This is a genomic window from Lysinibacillus sp. FSL R7-0073 (genome assembly GCF_038009065.1).
Classification (GTDB): Bacteria; Bacillota; Bacilli; order Bacillales_A; family Planococcaceae; genus Lysinibacillus; species Lysinibacillus fusiformis.
In genome coordinates this window covers 4084961-4104404 of record NZ_JBBPAS010000001.1, presented here as the reverse complement: position 1 = coordinate 4104404, position 19444 = coordinate 4084961, and the positions used below count along the sequence as shown (strand labels likewise).

At 37.5% G+C, this 19444-nt stretch carries 20 protein-coding genes and 1 riboswitch; of the genes, 16 read left to right on the top strand and 4 right to left on the bottom strand.

Going from position 1 to position 19444, the window contains the following annotated elements; genetic code table 11:
* Positions 1–13 precede the first annotated feature (13 nt).
* Entirely contained in the window at positions 14–778 is a 765-nt protein-coding gene (locus MKY88_RS20705) for a DUF2935 domain-containing protein (RefSeq protein ID WP_069482698.1), read from the top strand.
* Positions 779–820: 42 nt separating this feature from the next.
* Here MKY88_RS20705 and MKY88_RS20700 read toward each other — a convergent pair whose 3' ends face one another.
* On the bottom strand, positions 821–1321 hold the full coding sequence (locus MKY88_RS20700; RefSeq protein WP_328200026.1) for a L,D-transpeptidase family protein: 501 nt from the start codon (positions 1319–1321) through the stop codon (positions 821–823).
* Between the two features lie 115 nt (positions 1322–1436).
* Here MKY88_RS20700 and MKY88_RS20695 point away from each other — a divergent pair, with 115 nt between their 5' ends.
* The 6 genes from MKY88_RS20695 to MKY88_RS20670 all read left to right on the top strand — a co-directional run bounded on the left by MKY88_RS20695 (position 1437) and on the right by MKY88_RS20670 (position 5111).
* A complete protein-coding gene (locus MKY88_RS20695; RefSeq protein WP_258269981.1) occupies positions 1437–1670 on the top strand; it encodes a hypothetical protein in 234 nt (77 codons plus the stop codon).
* A gap of 42 nt (positions 1671–1712) precedes the next feature.
* Entirely contained in the window at positions 1713–1925 is a 213-nt protein-coding gene (locus tag MKY88_RS20690) for a hypothetical protein (protein WP_414673987.1), read from the top strand.
* Between the two features lie 13 nt (positions 1926–1938).
* Positions 1939–2136: a gamma-type small acid-soluble spore protein gene (locus MKY88_RS20685; protein ID WP_193833138.1), complete on the top strand. Its 198-nt coding sequence runs from the start codon at positions 1939–1941 to the stop codon at positions 2134–2136.
* 80 nt (positions 2137–2216) lie between these two features.
* Positions 2217–2393, top strand: a complete 177-nt coding sequence (locus tag MKY88_RS20680) for a cysteine-rich CWC family protein (protein ID WP_328200029.1) — start codon at positions 2217–2219, stop codon at positions 2391–2393.
* A 103-nt stretch (positions 2394–2496) separates the two neighbouring features.
* Complete coding sequence (locus tag MKY88_RS20675; protein ID WP_008173590.1) at positions 2497–3081, top strand: DUF305 domain-containing protein; 585 nt, start codon at positions 2497–2499, stop codon at positions 3079–3081.
* Between the two features lie 278 nt (positions 3082–3359).
* A complete protein-coding gene (locus tag MKY88_RS20670) occupies positions 3360–5111 on the top strand; it encodes a protoglobin domain-containing protein (RefSeq protein ID WP_328200032.1) in 1752 nt (583 codons plus the stop codon).
* A 46-nt stretch (positions 5112–5157) separates the two neighbouring features.
* Here MKY88_RS20670 and MKY88_RS20665 read toward each other — a convergent pair whose 3' ends face one another.
* On the bottom strand, positions 5158–5763 hold the full coding sequence (locus tag MKY88_RS20665) for a metallophosphoesterase family protein (protein WP_069482693.1): 606 nt from the start codon (positions 5761–5763) through the stop codon (positions 5158–5160).
* Positions 5764–6011: 248 nt separating this feature from the next.
* Here MKY88_RS20665 and MKY88_RS20660 point away from each other — a divergent pair, with 248 nt between their 5' ends.
* The 9 genes from MKY88_RS20660 to MKY88_RS20620 all read left to right on the top strand — a co-directional run bounded on the left by MKY88_RS20660 (position 6012) and on the right by MKY88_RS20620 (position 18564).
* Positions 6012–7508, top strand: coding sequence for a class I adenylate-forming enzyme family protein (locus tag MKY88_RS20660; RefSeq protein WP_328200035.1), 1497 nt, complete (start codon positions 6012–6014; stop codon positions 7506–7508).
* 178 nt (positions 7509–7686) lie between these two features.
* On the top strand, positions 7687–8676 hold the full coding sequence (locus MKY88_RS20655) for a C39 family peptidase (protein ID WP_328200037.1): 990 nt from the start codon (positions 7687–7689) through the stop codon (positions 8674–8676).
* Between the two features lie 57 nt (positions 8677–8733).
* Positions 8734–9966: a carboxylate--amine ligase gene (locus MKY88_RS20650; RefSeq protein WP_069482691.1), complete on the top strand. Its 1233-nt coding sequence runs from the start codon at positions 8734–8736 to the stop codon at positions 9964–9966.
* The gene (locus tag MKY88_RS20645; protein WP_025115807.1) at positions 9963–10664 is read left to right on the top strand and encodes an aspartate/glutamate racemase family protein; all 702 of its coding nucleotides are present in this window, start codon (positions 9963–9965) and stop codon (positions 10662–10664) included. Before MKY88_RS20650 ends, MKY88_RS20645 begins: the two co-directional genes overlap by 4 nt.
* A gap of 218 nt (positions 10665–10882) precedes the next feature.
* A complete protein-coding gene (locus tag MKY88_RS20640) occupies positions 10883–12031 on the top strand; it encodes a DEAD/DEAH box helicase (RefSeq protein ID WP_193833131.1) in 1149 nt (382 codons plus the stop codon).
* Between the two features lies 1 nt (position 12032).
* Positions 12033–13262, top strand: a complete 1230-nt coding sequence (locus tag MKY88_RS20635) for an aminopeptidase (protein ID WP_328200042.1) — start codon at positions 12033–12035, stop codon at positions 13260–13262.
* A 32-nt stretch (positions 13263–13294) separates the two neighbouring features.
* Complete coding sequence (locus tag MKY88_RS20630) at positions 13295–14206, top strand: SGNH/GDSL hydrolase family protein (protein ID WP_193833129.1); 912 nt, start codon at positions 13295–13297, stop codon at positions 14204–14206.
* A gap of 123 nt (positions 14207–14329) precedes the next feature.
* A complete protein-coding gene (locus tag MKY88_RS20625; RefSeq protein WP_328200046.1) occupies positions 14330–15487 on the top strand; it encodes an exonuclease SbcCD subunit D in 1158 nt (385 codons plus the stop codon).
* The gene (locus MKY88_RS20620) at positions 15484–18564 is read left to right on the top strand and encodes an SMC family ATPase (RefSeq protein ID WP_328200048.1); all 3081 of its coding nucleotides are present in this window, start codon (positions 15484–15486) and stop codon (positions 18562–18564) included. Before MKY88_RS20625 ends, MKY88_RS20620 begins: the two co-directional genes overlap by 4 nt.
* A gap of 40 nt (positions 18565–18604) precedes the next feature.
* Here the strand turns inward: MKY88_RS20620 and MKY88_RS20615 are convergent, their stop codons facing one another.
* Both MKY88_RS20615 and MKY88_RS20610 read right to left on the bottom strand, forming a co-directional pair.
* Positions 18605–18730 carry a hypothetical protein gene (locus MKY88_RS20615; RefSeq protein ID WP_328200118.1) on the bottom strand — a complete coding sequence of 42 codons (126 nt, stop codon included), beginning with the start codon at positions 18728–18730 and terminating at the stop codon, positions 18605–18607.
* Positions 18731–18782: 52 nt separating this feature from the next.
* Entirely contained in the window at positions 18783–19106 is a 324-nt protein-coding gene (locus tag MKY88_RS20610; RefSeq protein WP_008173564.1) for a DUF4870 domain-containing protein, read from the bottom strand.
* A 126-nt stretch (positions 19107–19232) separates the two neighbouring features.
* Positions 19233–19340: riboswitch (TPP riboswitch) on the top strand.
* The last annotated feature ends 104 nt before the right edge of the window (positions 19341–19444 follow it).

Below are 19444 nucleotides of genomic sequence, written 5' to 3'. Positions count from 1 at the left end.
AGGAGGTTTAACCCTGTCTAATTTTGTGCAACATGCAATTTTCGAGCATAGGTTTTGGCTAGAAATCATGCAAAATCATGCGCAATTTATTCATGATGCTTTATATCCCTCTGAAAAAGATGATATTCAAAGGGCAACAAATTTTATCCAACAATTCACTCGACTGCTTACCTATGTGCCATCTATTGATGGTGCCAATGCAATCTCTTTCTCGACAACCGTTGATGACAATGTCGAGCAGTTTAAACAATTTAAACTCCATCTACTGAGGCATCAATTGTCAGGAGATATTGGGATTCATTTAACACCAACATTTGTCAATCATATGGTTAATGAACTTGAAGAATTTCAAAATGTGCTCAGTTATTTAAAAAAAGGCGAAGTACCACCAATATTTCATGAGCTTCACCATCATTTAATTTGGCTATTGGATGCCTCAGGACACGCAGGTATTATTCATGATGATTTAGATGGGGTCGAAAAAAGATTGAGGCAAAAGAGTAATGAGTTTGCCAAACACTTTGAACAATTTTATTTAAAAGCAGTAGAATTAACAGGTTATTTACGAACGAATATGCATTCCTTCCCCGCTTTAAGCAGGTTTAATAAGGATGTTGAGTTAGAAATGACATTATTCAAAACATTTTTAAAAGAGTTAGAAGAGATGGAATTGAGTGCAGAGGTTTTAGGTACATTTACCGCACCTATGGCGGATCATATGTGGCGTGAAGAGCAATACTACTTAATGAAGCTTGCACAGTCAAGAGGAGAAGGATAAATGAAAGCGAGGAGGCTATCACACAATAGATAGCCTTATTTATTATGGATGAATCACTACTTCAGTCCCGATAGGAACAATACTAGCCAATTCTTCAACATCTGGATTTTGCATTCTGATACAACCATGAGAAACAGCATGCCCAATGGAGCTAGGATCATTCGTGCCATGAATCCCGTAGTGTTCCTTTGATAAACTCATCCACATAGTACCAAATGGGCCGCCTGGATCTGGATCCTTGTTAATAATAATGAAACTGCCGACGGGTGTTTCGTGTAGCATACGTCCAACTGCTATTGGGTATTGCTTTTGAAGGGTATTATTTCTATAGAGGCGTAGCCAACGATTTTCTGTAGAAATTTCAATATGGTATGGGATCGTCTCGGGATCAGGAAAGCCAGGTATTATAATTTGTTGACCGACGTAAAGAATGTCTGGTTGAATGCCTGGATTGGCTGCAATAATGGAAGACATTGGTGTACGATAATCACGAGAAATTTGAGTTAATGTTTCCCCGGGTTTAACGGTATGAATAACGTCCATCCCTCCTTTATACAGGTTATGATTATACTATATGCTACTTATGAATGATGTTATGGATTGTTAAGGACTTTGGATAGAATAAGTAATAACATCGTATTGTTAAGGAGCATATCTCATGAGGGAATTTAAAATTACGTATTTTTTTGATGAAATACATTATATCAGAAGGTTTATCTTTATCGAGTCGCAGCAAGAAGCAGAGAAATTGGTAAAGAGTGAACGCGATCAATATATCTCCTTTACAGATAGCAGAGGCATTTATCATGAATTGCATACCAGGCATGTACGTGTCATTCAAATTTCTGAATATCATCGCATCGATAAAAGTGCTAATAGGAAAGACACATAATCTGTTCATCTTTACACACATTAAAGAAGAAAGGAGTGTGGCATGATGGATAAAGAACAAATACCACATGAAAAGAAAATATTTATGAATTTAAATAGTAAAGACAAACCTGACATGGTTGAATCAGATACAATAAGTCTTTTCGATTTGCATGAAGATATGCAAACTGTTGATGCTATCCCTGTTAAGGAGCTTAATAAGAGGGTGGAAAGAGAAGGCGATGAATTGATTGAATTACAGCCGGATGAATTGTAGGGGGTAGTGAACAATGAATAGAGAAAATGGAGAAGGTCAATTCACAGTTTCGGGCACAGATATTCATGAAGTGAAGCAGAAAAATACCGAGGCAGGATTATCCTACAATGAAGTCAAAGCATTATTGGCTAAACAGGGCGGACATGGGACGGCTATATATAGTGACACAAATATTGATGAAGTGAAACAAGAAATTCACAAGCATCAATAGTGACTGGGGAGGAGTAAGGTCTTGAGGGCTCTTCCTTTTTTCCTTTACAATGATGGGAAAAGAAAGGGAGGCCCTAGACTATGTCGGAAAAGAGATGCCCACGATGTGGGAAAGAAAATCATTGTGGTGTCGCCAAAGAGGAAAAAGAATGTTGGTGTATGACACGGAAGTTTCCAGAGCAATTGTTAAATAATACAAAAGCGAATACATGTATTTGCCAAGCATGCTTGGATACATATAAAGAAGAGTCAGTATAACTTATAACTATCATGACGTTCCTGTAAAAATTGCGCAATTGGTACAATTGTCTATCGCACAACAACCTAGCGGGCATACATTACTCTGAAAGGAGTGTGTCTAATGGCTAGACCTATTGAACTTAGTAATGTTACACAGATATATTTAGAGGAATATCAACGCATCCTCAAAAAGATGATGCAGGGCATGACCTATGTAACCATTACTTGTAGTATTTCAGAAAATTTTATAAAGCAAATCATCCCTTATCAAATAGCAGCAATTCAAATGTCAGAAAATGTTTTACGCTTCACAACAAATATTCCTGTACAAAATCTTGCATTAGAAATCATCCGAACACATACAGAAATGCTTGAAAGTCTTGAAGCGCTACAAAATAGATGCTGTGTTGTACAAAATTCAGAGTATGAATTATACGAGTATATGTGTGCGTATAAAGAAATTACGGAAGCTATGTTTAATGCAATGTGTGCACCACCAGTTTCCAATAGCATTAACATCAACTACTTAAGGGAAATGATTGTCCATCATCAGGGAGGAATACGATTAGCGCAAAATGTGCTGAGATTTTGTATTTGCCAAGAATTAATCCCCATTCTAAAATGCATGATTCAAACGCTTTGTGAACAACTAGAGGCTATGGAAAAGTTACTGGATAGTTTACAAAATTGCGATTGCGAGTGCTAGTATTAATTAAAGGTTTATATAGGAAGAAGGCGCTAAGATCAATCATGGTTTTAGCGCTTTTTCTGCATGAAAATAGTGTTTATCAAAGAAAAATGTCAATAAAGTGGACAAGGTAAATAAGATAGTGTAAAGAATTTTTTGAGAATCTATTTTTGTCTTTCTAATGTTGGTAAAATATATATGTTTTATTAGATGAAGGTAATGAAGGAAGTTCAATTATTCGTTTTCAAATAGTAGTTTCTACATGCATTTACTTTAGACAAACGGGAGTGGTTATTATGTTCAAAAGGAAGAAGATTAATCAAAATTATGATTATTTCTCAGCCGCCAAAAATTCTGACATTGAGGCGAATGAGCGCTTTAAAGAAAAATTGGACTTTTTAGCGCTATCAAGAATTAGAAGAGAATCTGTTGGGTTCTTACGTAAAATTTATGAAAACAATCGACAGCATATACTTGATAATTTTTATGATCGTTTGCTGGAAATACCAGAATTTAATCAAGTAATACATACACATTCAACAGTCGAACGTTTAAAAGGGTTATTCGATTCACACTTTATTAGTCTGTTTGACGATGAATTAGATTTAGATTATGTATTTAAGCGACGTAAAATAGCGTATATACATGCACGGATAGGCGTATTACCGAATTGGATGATTTCGGCCTATACATTAATTAATCAGTTAATTATTCCGCTAATTGTAAAAGAATTATCACGTGATCAAGAGAAGATGCTGGATGTCCTATTGTCGTATGATAGCCTAGTAACAATCGATCAGCAAATTATTTTAGAAACCTATATAGAAATTCAAGCCGGTTCCGTAGTGAATGGATTAGGTGAAATCATTACGTATAACACACAGTTGGATACGGTGAAGGAACTCATCGAATTTCAAGAAATACAGCAACAGGAAATCATTGCAGCAGATCAATCAATGCATGAACTAGATGAAAGCATTGAAGATATTGCTACATCTGTAGGCGATATTTCAGAGCAAACAAAGCTTGCTTTAAAAAAATTAAACCAGGATTTAGATTCGTTACACCAAGTATCAACGATCCTACAAACAACGGATGAAGGACATAAATCCATGCAGGAGGATATTAAACGTCTCGTTGAACGTGTAAATAGTGTTGCGAAGCTGATGGAATTGATTCAAAGAATTGCAGATCAAACGAACTTATTAGCTTTAAATGCATCGATTGAAGCCGCCCGCGCGGGGGAAGCAGGAAAGGGCTTTGCTGTCGTTGCAGAAGAGGTTCGGAAGCTTGCCGATGATACAAGCACATCTGTCAAATCCATACATACAGATATACAGGAGCTACTTCATATTACTAACAATATTAGCTCATTAACGATTCAATTTTCACAAGACTTACATCAAGGTGTTACAGATACACTACATATCACTCAAACACTTGCAGAGTTAAATAAGAGTTTACAGCAGCAAGGGGCTCGCTTTGAGGAAATAGCTACAACAACAAAGGTACAAGCTCAATCCGCTACAACGATTTCTGAACGGAACCATACAATTACAGAAAGTATGCAAAAAAGTAAAGTCATCGTTTTTGATATGGGCTCTGCTATTTATAAATTAAGTAAAATGATCGATGGATACCGTTCTTCAACGATTTCTAAAAACTTTATTATTAGCCAAGAGGATATCATTGAACTAGCCATTACCGACCATTTATTATGGCGCTGGAAAATTTATAATTTACTACTAGGCTTTGAAACGATGACAGAGCAAGATGTAGGTTCGCCAAAAGAATCACGTCTTGGTGAGTGGTATTATGGCACTGGCAAAAAGCTATTAGGTAATGAACGTGCGTATGTAGAATTAGAACAGCCATTTATTCTTGTACATGAAATTGCTAAAAAAGCCGTGCGTGAATATAATGCAGGACGTAAAAATGAGGCGGAAAAATACTTGAAGGAAATTTCGGAAGAATCCTTTGTAGTCATTGACAAACTCAAAGCGTTAAAGGAAATTCTATTGGACGGGAAAAAACAATATATTCATTAAAAACGTGGAGCAAGCTAAGAGAATTATTAGCTTGCTCTTTTTAGGTTTAGGACACGGTTCCTTTATCAATAGAAGGAACACACATAAAGGTTACGGTCCGCTTTTCACTATCATACAGACACCATTCACAGTGATCTACAACGGAGCCAACGTTTACGCCGTATTGTTTATCTTGTAATACAATTGGTTGTCCATAGCGAATGCGAATCGGTAATTTCTTCTGCTGATGATAAAGACCTGATTCATGACTATGACCAAAGAAGAACAATGGTTTTTGAAAGGATAGGAATGTTGGCTGCCAACTTACACTCCATTTAAATTGGTGCCCATGTATAAGTGTGGCGCCATCAATCTCCATTGTTTCAGGTAACGCCCTGAAGCGCTCAATGCCAGTCACCTGTGTAATACGCTCTTCTTGATTGCCCCGTATAGAGGGGAAGGTTAACAGTTCTTCAAATTTACTTTCAACGATCGCTGCTCTTTGTAAAGATAACCCAGACATCGTTTGGGCTTTTTTCTTACTAATCGTGCATTCGTATAAATCACCTAATCCAATGATTTTTGCTTCCTTTGCTGTCTGCTGAATATGAGTGAGAACAGCTTTCGTATCTTCTATATTAGAATGTAAATCTCCTAAAAGTGCATAAAGCATGCAAACCCGGCCTTTCCTATAAATAATCGTATAAATATCATACACCTAATAGAAATTGCTAGAAAAGTAAAACGTCTAAGAATATTTCGTTAGTTTACTTACATACTTTGAATGTATGGAAAAATTGCCAAGGAATTCAATGCTTGATAAAATAAAATCATAATTTTCTGAAATTTAAGTAGTCTAGTAGTTTGCCATTGATGTTGACTCTATCCAGCAGTAAAAAATGAATTTTTGGAGGGCTTATAATGACGATGTACATGACGGATATTCTTGAGAAATATGCTGTGCAACAGCCTAGTGAAATTGCGACATTATATGATGGTAAAAAGCTAAGTTATAGTGAGTTTTACAAATGTATCGAAAGATTTGCAGCTTATTTACAGGAGCAAAATTATAAAAAAGACGATGTCATTGCACTATATACACTCAATTCAGATTTATTTTTAATCGCTTATTTAGGTGTGCAATTAGCCGGCTACATTGCTATGCCAATTAACACTAAATTAGCAGCTCCAGAGGTTGAGTTTATTTTTAAACATTCACAAGCAAAGGGACTCATTTATGATGAAAGATTAACCGAAGCGCTAGAGGATGTATCCTATTCATTCCAACATGTTATTGGATTTAAAGATATGAATCACATCTTTAAAAATACTAATTTAGTAAGAGCTGTAGTACAGTTGGAGGCCCATGATACCGCGGTTGTTATGTACACTTCAGGTACAACCGGTAAACCGAAAGGCGTGATGCTCACTCATGAAAATATTGTGGCTACAGCCGATATTTGGTCATCTTCCATGAAAATGTCTAACAAGGACAAGATGTTTATTTGTACACCATTATTTCACTGTGCGGGACTCCATGTTTTTGCCCTGCCAATGTTTTATCAAGGCGGGACAGTCGTGATAGAAGAAGCCTTTTCACCAACCAAAACATTAGCGCAGATTGCAATAACAGAGGCAACCATCTTCTTTGGTGTTCCATCCATGTATACGATCATTTTAAATACGCCAGGATTTAAGGAACATAGCTTTAACCATTTGCGTTTATTATGTTACGGGGCTGCCCCAATGCCCTATGAGCTTGTTAAACAAGTGAAAGAGGCATTTTCAAATGTGAACGTTCAAAATTTATATGGTCAAACAGAAAATACACCTGCAGCCACATCTTTATTAGATACGGATGCCTTAACGAAAATAGGCTCTGTTGGGAAGCCATTAGGGCAGACAGAGGTTCGAGTAGTTGATAGTGAAGGAAAGCCGGTTCCTGCAGGTGAAGTAGGCGAGATATGTGTAAGAGGACCACAGGTGATGAAGGGCTATTTAAGGAATCCTGAAGAAACAGCTAGAACGATTATAGATGGTTGGCTTTATTCAGGAGATTTAGGGCGTTTTGATGAGGAAGGTTATTTATATATTGTTGATCGGAAAAAAGATATGATCATCCGAGGCGGTGAAAATATTTACCCAATCGAAGTGGAAGAAGTGTTGTATCAATTGCCTGAAATTTTAGAGGCAGCAGTGGTTGGATTACCGCATGAAGTGTATGGAGAGGTGCCTAAAGCCTTTGTCGTATTTAAGGAAGGTAGGTCTCTCGATGAGGAAATCATTTTATCCTATTGTCAATCACAGCTTGCCAAATATAAAGTACCGTATGAAATAGAATGTTTAACTGAACTGCCGCGCAATGCTTCTGGTAAGGTTCTAAAGCATACATTACGACCTAAAGTAAGTACGATTTGAGAAAAAGTATTTACAGTTAACTTTCTTCGAAGCTTCGTTTTCGATGCAACAAAGTTTTCTGCAACAAGATAAAATAGGAACCTCTTTCAAAGTATCGTATAATAAAGTCTACGACAAATTAAATTAAAAGAATGGAGAAGGGGTGACCCTTCGATTTAGAATAGGAGCGGAATTTGTCTTGTGGACGGGGTATAAACGCCTTTTACTTATCGGCATGTTGATCATAATGTTACTTTCTAGCTGTCAGCCATTTTCACAGCAAGATGCGGAAAACAAAAATCAATTAACAGTATTAACAGTAGAATTTAATAGTGGTGCACCAATTGCTAATCTTTATATCACGGTCACAGATGTACAGACAGGTAATGTTGTAGAGGAAGCTATTGGTTCTGAAGAGGGAGAAGCTATGTTTTCGAAGCTAAAAGAGGGACGAGAATATGCTATTGCGGCAACGACTCTTGAAAATAGTGCGGCAAATGATGGCTATACAACCATCGAAAATTTTACGTATGATACGACAAAACCATACTTCAGATTGCAGACCCATTTTACAAGAGACGAACAAGAGCTAGATGTTCCAGTGGTGATGCAAAATCCTGAGCTTCCACATGGCTGTGAAATAACTTCACTCACTGCTGTATTAAATTACTATGGAATGAATGTGTCAAAGCTTGAAATGGCTGATAACTATTTACCAAAGCAAGAAATACGTATTGTAGGTAATCAACGTTTTGGACCAAATCCAAATGAGGCTTTTGCGGGTAATCCTCGTGATAAAGCTCATGGTATGTATGTATTTGCTGCTCCAATTGTCAAGGCAGCGGAGGCAGCTATTGCAGATAAACAAGCTGATTTACGTGTGACAGATATGAGAAATGCCTCACAGGAAGATATTTTACAGCTTGTTCGTGAGGGAATTCCTGTCGTGACATGGGTGACGCTGGATTTATCGAAGCCTAAAAAAAGGGCAGATAGAGGTTGGATTTATAAAGGAGCGACTACTTCGCAGGACGCTTTTATGAATTTACACGCTGTTGTGTTAACTGGACATTTAGGCGATAAGGTAGTAGTAATGGACCCGTTAAAGGGCTATGTCACTTATAATGTGGACCAGTTCTTTAAAAGCTATCATGAATTAGGTGAACAGGCAGTAGCTGTACATAAATAAACTAGCTATTAGGAAGTATGTTACACTAATAAAAACGTAAAAAGTGAGTTGAGTAGAATGGCCATTGAGCACGCTTTTTTACCGGTTTTACTAGGCGATGAAATGAATGCTTATGGCATGGCCAGAGCATTTTACGAAGCCTATGGTGTGAAGCCACTTGCATTAAATCATACGAATATGGAAAAAATTCAACAAAGTGATTTACTGACCTTCCGTGAAGTGCCGAGACTTCATATAGAAGAACGATTTGTGACGGCACTAAAGGCAATAGCGCAGGAATTCCCAGAAAAAAAATTACTGCTATTAGCCTGTGATGAATTTTATGTCAAAAAAATCGTAGAACATAAAGATGAATTAACAGAGGATTTTTTAGTTCCTTATGTGGATACTACTCTTGCACATCAGCTGCTAACTCGTGAAAGTATGTATGAGCTGTGTGCACAATTTGGTTTTCAATACCCAGCTATGCATGTATGCACAGTAAATGATTATGAAGAGTACGAAATGTCATTTGACTACCCAATTGTCATTAAACCGATGAATATGACAAAGTATGCCACATGTATTTTTCCTGGAAAGAAAAAAGTATATATTGCACATGATAAGGAAGAAAAGGATAGCATACTGCATGCTATTTATAAGGAATCAGCCTATCGAGATGATCTTATGATTCAGCAGTATATTCCTGGAGAAGATGCGAATATGTGTGTTGTCAATGCTTATGTAGGACAAGATGGGAAGGCGAAGCTTCTTGCTGTAGGAAATCCGATTTTAGAAGAGCATTCACCAGAAGGTATTGGTCGTTATGTGGCTATTATGACAGCCTATAATCCTACTTTGATGGAAAATGTGAAGTCATTTCTTGAAGCTATTCAATTCCATGGATTTGCTACATTTGATATGAAATATGATGAGCGTGATGGACACTATAAATTGTTAAGTATCGAATTACATAATGAGCTTTCCAATTATTATGTGACAGCTAGTGGCTATAACCTTATGCAATATGTGGCAGACGATTATGTTCGAGGAAGTAAACAGCCACTAACATACGTGCAAAATAAACATCTTTGGACAATCGTACCAAATGGTGTCCTTTTCAAATATGTACAAAATGAACAACTTATTATTGAAGCGAAAAGTCTAATTCGACAAGGAATGGCGACAGATTCTATTTTTAATTATAAGGATATGAATGCCAAACGTTGGTTGAATGTAACCGTTGATAATTTAAATTTTTATCGCAAATATAAGAAATATTTTAATAACAAAGGTCTGTCTAACTCATGAAAAAACAAACTTTAGGTATAATAGGTGGAGTTGGTCCACTAGCAACCATGTTTATTGGTGAAATGATTGTAAGACGTACAAAGGCGCAAAAAGATCAGGAGCATTTACATACCATTATTGATAATGATACAAATATTCCTGACCGTACGGCTTTTATTTTAGATAATACGAAAGAAAACCCAGTGCCTGTTATAATTGAGGATGCAAAAAAGTTAGCTTCTGTAGGAGCTGATATGATTGCCATTCCATGTAATACGGCTCATACTTTTTATGACGAGATTCAGGAAGGCTCCCCGATTCCTGTTTTGCATATGATTCGTGAAACGGCGAAGCGTGCATCCGAATTGGGAGCAGAGCGTGTTGGTATTTTAGCGACAACAGGTACATTGACTTCACGCATGTACCAAGATGCATTGGAGGAATATGGTATTACACCAGTTGTACCAGATAATGAGATGAGAGCCCATGTGATGACCATCATTTACGATTATGTTAAAGCTGGTAAGGATGTCACACAGGATGATTGGCAACCAATTGAAGATGCCATGTTAGCTCTAAACTGTGACCGTCTCGTATTGGGTTGTACGGAGCTATCTATTGTCAATAGAGATTTAAAATTAAGTAATATATATATCGATTCATTAATCGTTTTAGCGGAGTGTGCAATTTTAGCATGTGGTTATGAGTTAATCGATTAGGAATGTATAGAAAAGAATCTGCTTGCTTTACATGGTAGGCTGTAAGTCTTCAAAAAATTGTGGACGGGCTTACATTTCCATGTGTGGAGTTAGGCAGATTTTTTATGGATGAAAGTTTCATTTGGTGAAACGTTTAGACAAAGGTTTGCGTACATATAAAGTAGGAAGCTGCCGAGTGTGTTAAACTAGTGTCAAGCAGATAGAAGGTGGGAAATAACATGTCAGTAATCAGTTTATTAAAAGAAGAATTACAAGCAAAATGGAACTTTGAAGCAACTATGAAAATTCAAGAGGAAATGATACCAGCGATGCTTGAAGGAAAGGATGTCGTAGCGGAATCACCTACTGGTTCTGGTAAAACGTTAGCGTATGTTTTACCATTGCTGAATAAAGTAAACGGGGCGAAAAAGCAAACACAAGGTCTCATCGTAGCTCCATCACAAGAGCTAGCCATGCAAATTGTAGAAGTTATCCGTGAGTGGACGACAGGTACGGATATTACGGTTCAGCAGCTTATTGGTGGTGCCAATTCCGCTCGTCAAATTGAAAAATTAAAGAAAAAGCCAACGATTGTTGTTGGAACACCTGGTCGTTTAAATGAATTAGCACGTGCAGGTAAATTAAAGCTTAAGGAAATTGAAACAGTTGTTTTAGATGAATGTGATCAATTACTAAGTCGTGAATACCGTGTGGTCATTAAATCCTTTATTGAAGGTTCTGCCTTCGGACGACAAGTTGTAGTTGTTTCAGCTACTATTACAGAGGAAATTGAATTAGTGGCAAGTCGCATGATGTTTGAGCCAGTTCGTTTTAAAATTAAGCCCGAGGATATGCTAAAGGTTGGCAAAGTTATCCACTCGTTTGTGAAGGTGGAAGAACGTGATAAAACAGAGTTTCTTCGCCGTTTATCGCATACAGAAGGTCTGAGAGCATTAGCTTTCGTCAATAATATTGATCAATTATTAATGAAAGAAACCAAGCTACAGTATCGCTCTGCACCAATCGTTACACTTCATTCTGACATGAAAAAGGAAGAACGTAAAAAGGCTTTAGATGCTTTCCGCAAAGGGGACGCACGTATTTTAATTGCGACAGATATTGCTGCACGTGGTTTAGATATTGCTGGTTTAACACATGTTATTCATGTTGACGTTCCACGAACAATTGAGCAGTATTTACACCGTTCGGGTCGTACAGGTCGTGCAGGTGCAGATGGAGAAGTATTAACATTACTATCTTATCAAGACGAAAAAACCTATAAAAAATGGACAAGAGAAGTTCCTGGTAAGCCAGTGCAGAAAATATGGCGCGATGGTAAGCTAATGGAAGGTAATTCTAAAACAATTGGACAAAAGCGAGGAAAATAATATGACATTTGAAGAAAAATTACAGGCATACGCAGAACTTGCAGTAAAAGTTGGAGTAAACATTCAACCAGGTCAATATTTGTTAGTCAACACATCAGTTGATGCTTTAGATTTTGCTCGTTTGGTCGTTAAAGAGGCGTATAAGGCTGGTGCTGGACGTGTCCATGTTAATTTTTCAGATGATGAAATGGATCGTGCCTATTTTGAACATGCCTCTGATGAAGAATTTAACCGTTTCCCTGAATGGGTCGTACGAATGCGTGATGAACTCATTGAACGTAAAGGGGCATTATTATGGATTGATGCCGCAGATCCTGATAAATTAACAGGAATTTCGGCTGATCGATTAGCTACTCATCAAAAGGTATCAGGAGCGGCATTGAAAAACTACCGAAATGCGGTTATGAAGGATTTGATTGCGTGGTCAATTATTGCCGTTCCTTCGCAAAAGTGGGCGGCAAAGGTATTCCCTCAATTGACAGCCGAGGAGCAAGTACCTGCTTTATGGGATGCTATCTTTAAAACAGTTCATATCGGAGAAGGAGATGCAGTTGATAATTGGCATCAGCATGTAACGAATTTAGAATCTCGTGCTGAACTTTTAAATAATAAAAAGTATGCGAAGTTACACTATATTGCACCAGGAACAGATTTAACAATTGCTTTAGCTCCACAGCATAAATGGCTAACTGGTGGTAGTAAAACGCCTGAAGGCAATGTTTTTATTGCCAATATGCCAACAGAAGAAGTTTATACACTTCCAATGAAGCAAGGGGTAGACGGTTACGTTAGTAATTCAAAGCCTTTAGTATATCAAGGTAATATCATTGATCGCTTTAAATTAACATTTAAAGAAGGAAAAATTATTAAGGCGGAAGCTGAAGTAGGTCAAGATTTATTACAAGAGCTTATTCAAGTAGATGAGGGTTCTAGTTATTTAGGTGAAGTAGCACTTGTTCCGCATGAATCACCAATTTCAGCATCAGAGATTTTATACTTTAATACATTATTCGATGAAAATGCTTCAAACCATTTAGCAATTGGAGAAGCATACCCGACTTGCTTAGAGGGCGGTAGAGATTTAGAAAACGGTCAACTAGAAGCATTAGGTGCAAATATTTCTGTCACACATGAAGACTTTATGATTGGTAATGGTGAAATGGACATTGATGGTATTTTACCAGATGGAACTGTAGAGCCGATATTCCGCAAAGGTAGCTGGGCTTTCTAAACGTAGTTCGAATCGAGAATGGGGGAGAGCAGATGAAGCGCATAGGTAGTTTGATCGGGATGTTTATTTTATTGCTGTCATGCTGGGGTTCATCTGCTTTTGCTCAAACTGAAAGCTATGTAGCAATAGGGGATTCCCTAGCTGCTGGTCAAACCCCTTTTCAACAAATTGATGCTGGGTATAGTGATTTAATTGCTATGAGATTACAGGCAATGGATCAATTAAAATTCTATACAAAGGAACTAGCTTTCCCAGGTTTTACAACAGCTAATGTATTAGAAAGAATCAAAACTGAGGAAGCAATAAATTTATTAGCCAATGCCACTTTAGTTACTGTTTCGGCAGGTGCCAATGATTTATTAAGCCTTGTCCGGCTAAATCCAACGGCTGGAACATTAACTTTTTCTCAACTTCAATCAGATTACGCCTTAAATATGGTGAGAAAAAATATGGAAGCTATATTAAATGAATTGGGAGAAGTTGCGCCAAAGGCTCAGGTATATGTTGTAGGCTATTATTTTGCTTATCCAGCTGTTCATCTAACTCAAAAAGAAGGAACAAATGCACAGCTTGTGAAGTTAAATACGATTTTACAGCAACAGGCAAAGCTAGCCGGAGCTGTTTATGTAAATGTGTATGACAGCTTTGGGTTGAATGCCACTAACTACTTACCAAACTATGCAGATGTCCATCCGAATATGGAAGGCTATCGGCAAATGGCCAACGCATTTTTTAAGGCATATAGTGGTAGTGATGTCTTAAATATTGCTTCATCACAATTACCGAAACCGAATCCTCTATCATTTGAGGAAATTTTAAAAGAACGAGCTTCCACACAGCCTAAACAACAAAAGGTAACATCCTCCCAGTCTGTTAGGAACGTACGTTCTATTCAGGGTTTTCACGGCTATACAGCTTTTATGGAAAAGTTAGAAAAGAGATAAATAATGATGGTTAATGGCATCTTAGAGGATGCTTTTTTTTTTGCAAACGAAATTCCCCAAACAAAGGAAAAAACAATCCGTTACTAGCCATGATAAAATAGTAAAAGGACAGGAGGTACAGGAATGAAAATATTTCATACAGCAGATTGGCATTTAGGAAAGCTCGTTCAAGGTGTCTATATGACAGAAGATCAACAATATATCCTACAACAATTTATACAAGCTATCGATGAAGAAAAGCCAGATGTAATTATTATAGCAGGTGATCTATACGATCGTTCCATGCCCCCTATAGAGGCAGTGAATTTACTAAATGATATATTAGCAAAAATAGTTTTAGAGAAGAAGATTCCTGTTTTAGCCGTTGCAGGGAATCATGATAGTGCAGGCAGATTAAACTTTGGTAGTCGTTTGATGCGTGATAGTGGTTTATATATTAAGGGGCAGTTTACGAAAGATCATGCACCCATTATTATAAATGATCAATATGGAGAGGTGCATTTTCATCTTGTACCATTTGCAGAGCCTGCTACTATTCGCAGTATTTTTGAAGAGGAGGCCATTCGTTCTCACCATGATGCGATGCAGAAAATTATTGAACATATCACAGCAGGTATGGATACAAGTAAACGCAATATATTTGTTGGACATGCCTTTGTGACCAAATACGGTGAGGAAGAAGCCAATACTAGTGACTCAGAGCGTCCGCTTTCTATTGGGGGTTCAGATTGTGTGAATGCTGCTTTATTTAAACGATTTCATTATACAGCACTCGGACATTTACATAAGGCACATTTTGTCTTAAATGAAACAATTCGCTATGCTGGTTCACCATTAAAATACTCATTGTCTGAGCATCTACATGAAAAGGGCTTTTTAATCGTCGATCTTGATGAGCACGGAAATAGTACTGTAACTAAAAGAAAGTTCGTGCCAAGACGAGATTTGCGTGTAGTGGAAGGACAGTTGGAGGAGCTATTAATGCTTCCACCAAGTGATGATTATGTATTTGTTAGATTGACGGATGCTACGTCCGTATCTTCACCAATGGAACGTATTCGTACCGTTTTTCCTCATGCCATGCATGTTGAACGTAAGATTATACGACAAGAGAAACCAAGTGAACTTCAAGTAGTAGAAGCTGAAAAGCTAGAAGATATCGATCTATTCCGCTCTTTCTTTACAGATATAATTGGGGTTCAACCAGATGAAGATACCGAGCGTCTGTTTACGGAGATGTTACAGGAATTATTAGATAAGGAGCGAGAAACAGTAAAATGAAGCCATTAAAGTTAACGATTACGGCATTCGGTCCTTATAAAAATACAGAAATAATTGATTTTGAACAGTTAGGGGAACATCGTTTGTTCGCCATCTCTGGCAAAACTGGTGCAGGAAAAACGACGATTTTTGATGCGATTTGTTATGCACTTTATGGGGCAGGCAGTGGTGAGGATCGCCAGGATACGGCTTTACTACGAAGTGGTTTTGCTGATGATGATGTGTATACAGCAGTAGAACTTATTTTTGAAATGCATGGAAGGGTCTATCAGATTTTACGTCAGCCTGGACATATAAAGGAAAAAAATAAAACAGCTACTGGTAAAAAAGTGGAGTTAGCGGAAGTAAAAGAGGGAAAGCTCGATTATAACATTGTCGAAAAGCAGCAAACACTTGAAGTCGATAAAAAGATTCAGGATATTATAGGTCTGACAAAGGATCAATTTAGCCAAATTGTGATGCTACCTCAAGGAGAATTCCGCAAATTATTAACGTCGGATTCTACAAACAAAGAGGTCATATTACGAAAAATCTTCAAAACAGATCGCTTTGGTGTTATGACAAAACTGCTTGATGCGAAACGAAAAGAGGCAGAAAGTGATCTTGAACGTGCCAAGCAATTAAAAGAACATCTACTTGGTCAAATTGTTGGTGCTCTTCCATATCGTTCCTCTCCTTTGTTCAAACAAATTGCTAATAATACGGAAAATATGTTTCAGCTAAAGCAAGCACTGGAAGAGGAGCTTACCTATTATAGAAAATGTTTTGAAGATGAACAGCGCCAGTATGAGGAAGCCTATAACCATCATCAAAAAGAACAGGAGTTTTACCGTTTAGCTAAAACGCTTAATGAACAATTTGAGGAGCAGTCCAAACGTCAAGAACGACTAGAACTGCTGTTAAAGGAGCAAGACAATTACCGTGCAAAGGAACGGGAGATAGCTTTAGCAGAACAAGCGGAGCGTTTACTACTACTTGAACAACAATGTTTGGATTTACGAGCCGAACAAAATTTAAAAGAACAAGCCTATCAACAAGCCAACAGTAGTCAACTACAAACCAAGGAGCTTTTACAAAGAGCCCAAGAAAAATATGAAGCGGAAGAGGCAAAAGAGTCAGAACGTCAACAGCTTTTGCAGCAGGAAATGCAGCTCCAAGCATTGCTTCCTAAGTTCGAGGCTTATGACAGCAATGTACAGCAACTGCAAATTGCTGAGCAATATGTTGAAACGGCTAAACAAGGGGCAGCGGATAACCTAGCGCTAATCGATAAAGAAAGCGCGCAATTAGAGGAGCTTTTACAATCAATTGAGCACTTTGAAAAACAATTGGAACCATATGAAGGTTATTTAGAGCAACTACCAAAACTGCGGGAGCAAGTAGCTTTGCTCATGCAGGTGGAGAAATATACAAAAACGGTAGAGATAGCGAAACAGGATGTTATCGCTACTAAAGCTCATTTTCAGGACAGTAGACAGGAGCTTCAACAATTAGAGCTACGCTGGCTGACAAGCCAAGCAAGCATTTTAGCTCAACAGCTTAAAGAAGGGCAACCTTGTCCGGTTTGTGGGAGTACGACTCATCAACAAACACATAGTGAGCAATTGGAAATTGTTGAGCTTGCTCAGGTGGAAACGTTAAGGAGAAAAGCTTCTTCAGACGAGCGTTTGTATTTGGAAAAAGAGGCATTTTTAACATCCGCACAACAGCTTCAGCAAGAGGCACTGACACAATTAGAAGCATACGCGATGAAGCAACAGGATCAAGCACAAATAATAGCTTCCTTAGAAAAAATGGAACAAGAGATTACTAGCTTAAAGATTATCAATCAACAGTTAGCTCAAACAAGGATTAACCAGAAGGAACAGCGTTTAGCAATAGAGCATTTGCAACATAAACAAGTCAAACTTGAGGAATATTTAACTGAGCAGATGAAGAGCTGGACAAGACTGCAGGCAATTGTAGAAGAACAGCATAAGCAAATGCCAACAACTATTCCAACCTTACAGCAATTAAAACAAACACTTACCGATGTTAGTAAACAGAAAATGGATTTACAAAAATTATGGCAGGAAAGCCAGCATGATTTACATGCCGCAAAGGAAGCTGCCAGTAATGCTAAACTAGCTGTGGAAATCGCCAAACAGAATTTTGAAGAATTAAAGCTCAAAATGAATGACAAGCGTGAGCAGTTTTCAATAAGCATGCAGGAAGCAGGCTTTGTGAACTATGAAGACTATGCAACTGCGAAAAGAAGTGCCGCTCAATTAGAAGAACTTAGGAAGGCATGCAGTGACTACACGTTACATGTTCATACGTTACAAATTCAAATTTCAGAAGGAGAAAAACATCTTCAAGGGAAAGAGGAGCAAGATTTAGCCCTGATGGAGGCAACCTTAGAAAGTCTCCGAATCGCCTATGAGGATGCTTTTAAACAACTTCAACAAATAGATGGATTTGCGAAATCATGTCAAAGCTTTATCAACAAAGTAGAAGAAACAGAGAGAGAGCTTCGTTTACTTGAGAGTGAGGCAGGGCGCGTGAAGGAGCTGTATGGCTTATTAAATGGGCAAAATTCGAAAAAGCTTTCCTTTGAACGATATATTCAAATTAATTATTTAGATCAAATTACAGAGGCAGCCAATATTCGTCTTTATCATTTATCTAATGGCCAATTTGAGCTTAGACGTTCGGACAGGCTTGAAAAGCATGCCAAGCAAAGTGGACTTGGGCTTGATGTATATGACGCTTACACAGATCAATTACGAGATGTCAAAACATTATCCGGTGGTGAAAAGTTCAATGCATCATTAAGCCTTGCCCTGGGAATGGCTGATGTTATTCAAAGCTTCCAAGGTAATATTTATATTGAAACAATGTTTATTGATGAGGGTTTTGGCTCGCTCGATGAAGAATCATTAAATAAAGCAATAGACACATTAATAGATTTACAAGATTCTGGACGAATGATTGGTGTCATCTCTCATGTGCCTGAATTAAAATCAGCGATGCCAGCCGTTTTACATGTCGAAAAAACATTGAATGGATATAGTCAAACATATTTTGAAATAAAATAAAGGAAGGTGTATTTCCGGCTTAAGGAAATACGCCTTCCTTTTATTTTTTTCGAGAATTGACTGTAGAAGTTGTCCCTTTTTTTGCTGCCATCACTTTTTTTACGATCGGTATAACAATAGGCGCTAATTTAACAGCGGTTTTCACTACTTTTGATACTTTCATCAAAAACACAGCTCCTTTTTAATTACTTCTACCTGTTTATTTTAAAAATGAAACATTAGCGGATAACTCGAACAGCTTGAATAATATTCCATATTACGATTCCGAGCGAGACAATTCCGTAAATGGCGAACGAAATGAACCAAATGATCATTACTGTACTATTACTTGAAGTGGGGTCTAAACTAAATGTAGAAAAGACAAAGACAATGAAAAATAAGATACCAAATACAAAAGGAATTAGATGAGACACTAGTGCTCGAATAGAATGTCTTTTGATGTCAGCATCTTTCGTAACGAAGTAAACAATTAATGGTACGATGAAAGGAGCAAAGAAAATACTGAGATAACTAAAGGCAGATAAAATTTTTTGGTTCTCCATAGTTGTACCTCCTTTTTTAATATTTACGCATGGAAAACAGTAAAGTTTCAAAAATTAAGTATGGAAGAGGTTGTAATCATTCCGTGCTTTGCGTACAATGAAAGTGTTCAAATTAAATTCAGATGTAACGACCACAAGGGGAGCTGATGATGTCAGCTGAGACTGGGCACGTAATGCCTTGACTCTTTGAACCTGTAAGCTAACACTTGCGTAGGGATGTGGATAGAAACCGACACTTGTACGATGTGAGGCTCTGTCCTGACATCGTTTTTTCATTCTTAAGAATAAAAAGATGTCAGAGAGAATCAAATCAGCGCATTTCTATTCCTGCTCTTGTA

What these genes read in the sequence shown, in the direction of transcription:
- MKY88_RS20700 (WP_328200026.1), bottom strand. Translation starts at nt 1,321, where the DNA reads ATGGACGTTATTCATACCGTTAAACCCGGGGAAACATTAACTCAAATT.
- MKY88_RS20695 (WP_258269981.1), top strand. Translation starts at nt 1,437, where the DNA reads ATGAGGGAATTTAAAATTACGTATTTTTTTGATGAAATACATTATATC.
- MKY88_RS20690 (WP_414673987.1), top strand. Translation starts at nt 1,713, where the DNA reads ATGATGGATAAAGAACAAATACCACATGAAAAGAAAATATTTATGAAT.
- MKY88_RS20685 (WP_193833138.1), top strand. Translation starts at nt 1,939, where the DNA reads ATGAATAGAGAAAATGGAGAAGGTCAATTCACAGTTTCGGGCACAGAT.
- MKY88_RS20680 (WP_328200029.1), top strand. Translation starts at nt 2,217, where the DNA reads ATGTCGGAAAAGAGATGCCCACGATGTGGGAAAGAAAATCATTGTGGT.
- MKY88_RS20675 (WP_008173590.1), top strand. Translation starts at nt 2,497, where the DNA reads ATGGCTAGACCTATTGAACTTAGTAATGTTACACAGATATATTTAGAG.
- MKY88_RS20670 (WP_328200032.1), top strand. Translation starts at nt 3,360, where the DNA reads ATGTTCAAAAGGAAGAAGATTAATCAAAATTATGATTATTTCTCAGCC.
- MKY88_RS20665 (WP_069482693.1), bottom strand. Translation starts at nt 5,763, where the DNA reads ATGCTTTATGCACTTTTAGGAGATTTACATTCTAATATAGAAGATACG.
- MKY88_RS20660 (WP_328200035.1), top strand. Translation starts at nt 6,012, where the DNA reads ATGACGATGTACATGACGGATATTCTTGAGAAATATGCTGTGCAACAG.
- MKY88_RS20650 (WP_069482691.1), top strand. Translation starts at nt 8,734, where the DNA reads ATGGCCATTGAGCACGCTTTTTTACCGGTTTTACTAGGCGATGAAATG.
- MKY88_RS20645 (WP_025115807.1), top strand. Translation starts at nt 9,963, where the DNA reads ATGAAAAAACAAACTTTAGGTATAATAGGTGGAGTTGGTCCACTAGCA.
- MKY88_RS20640 (WP_193833131.1), top strand. Translation starts at nt 10,883, where the DNA reads ATGTCAGTAATCAGTTTATTAAAAGAAGAATTACAAGCAAAATGGAAC.
- MKY88_RS20635 (WP_328200042.1), top strand. Translation starts at nt 12,033, where the DNA reads ATGACATTTGAAGAAAAATTACAGGCATACGCAGAACTTGCAGTAAAA.
- MKY88_RS20630 (WP_193833129.1), top strand. Translation starts at nt 13,295, where the DNA reads ATGAAGCGCATAGGTAGTTTGATCGGGATGTTTATTTTATTGCTGTCA.
- MKY88_RS20625 (WP_328200046.1), top strand. Translation starts at nt 14,330, where the DNA reads ATGAAAATATTTCATACAGCAGATTGGCATTTAGGAAAGCTCGTTCAA.
- MKY88_RS20620 (WP_328200048.1), top strand. Translation starts at nt 15,484, where the DNA reads ATGAAGCCATTAAAGTTAACGATTACGGCATTCGGTCCTTATAAAAAT.
- MKY88_RS20610 (WP_008173564.1), bottom strand. Translation starts at nt 19,106, where the DNA reads ATGGAGAACCAAAAAATTTTATCTGCCTTTAGTTATCTCAGTATTTTC.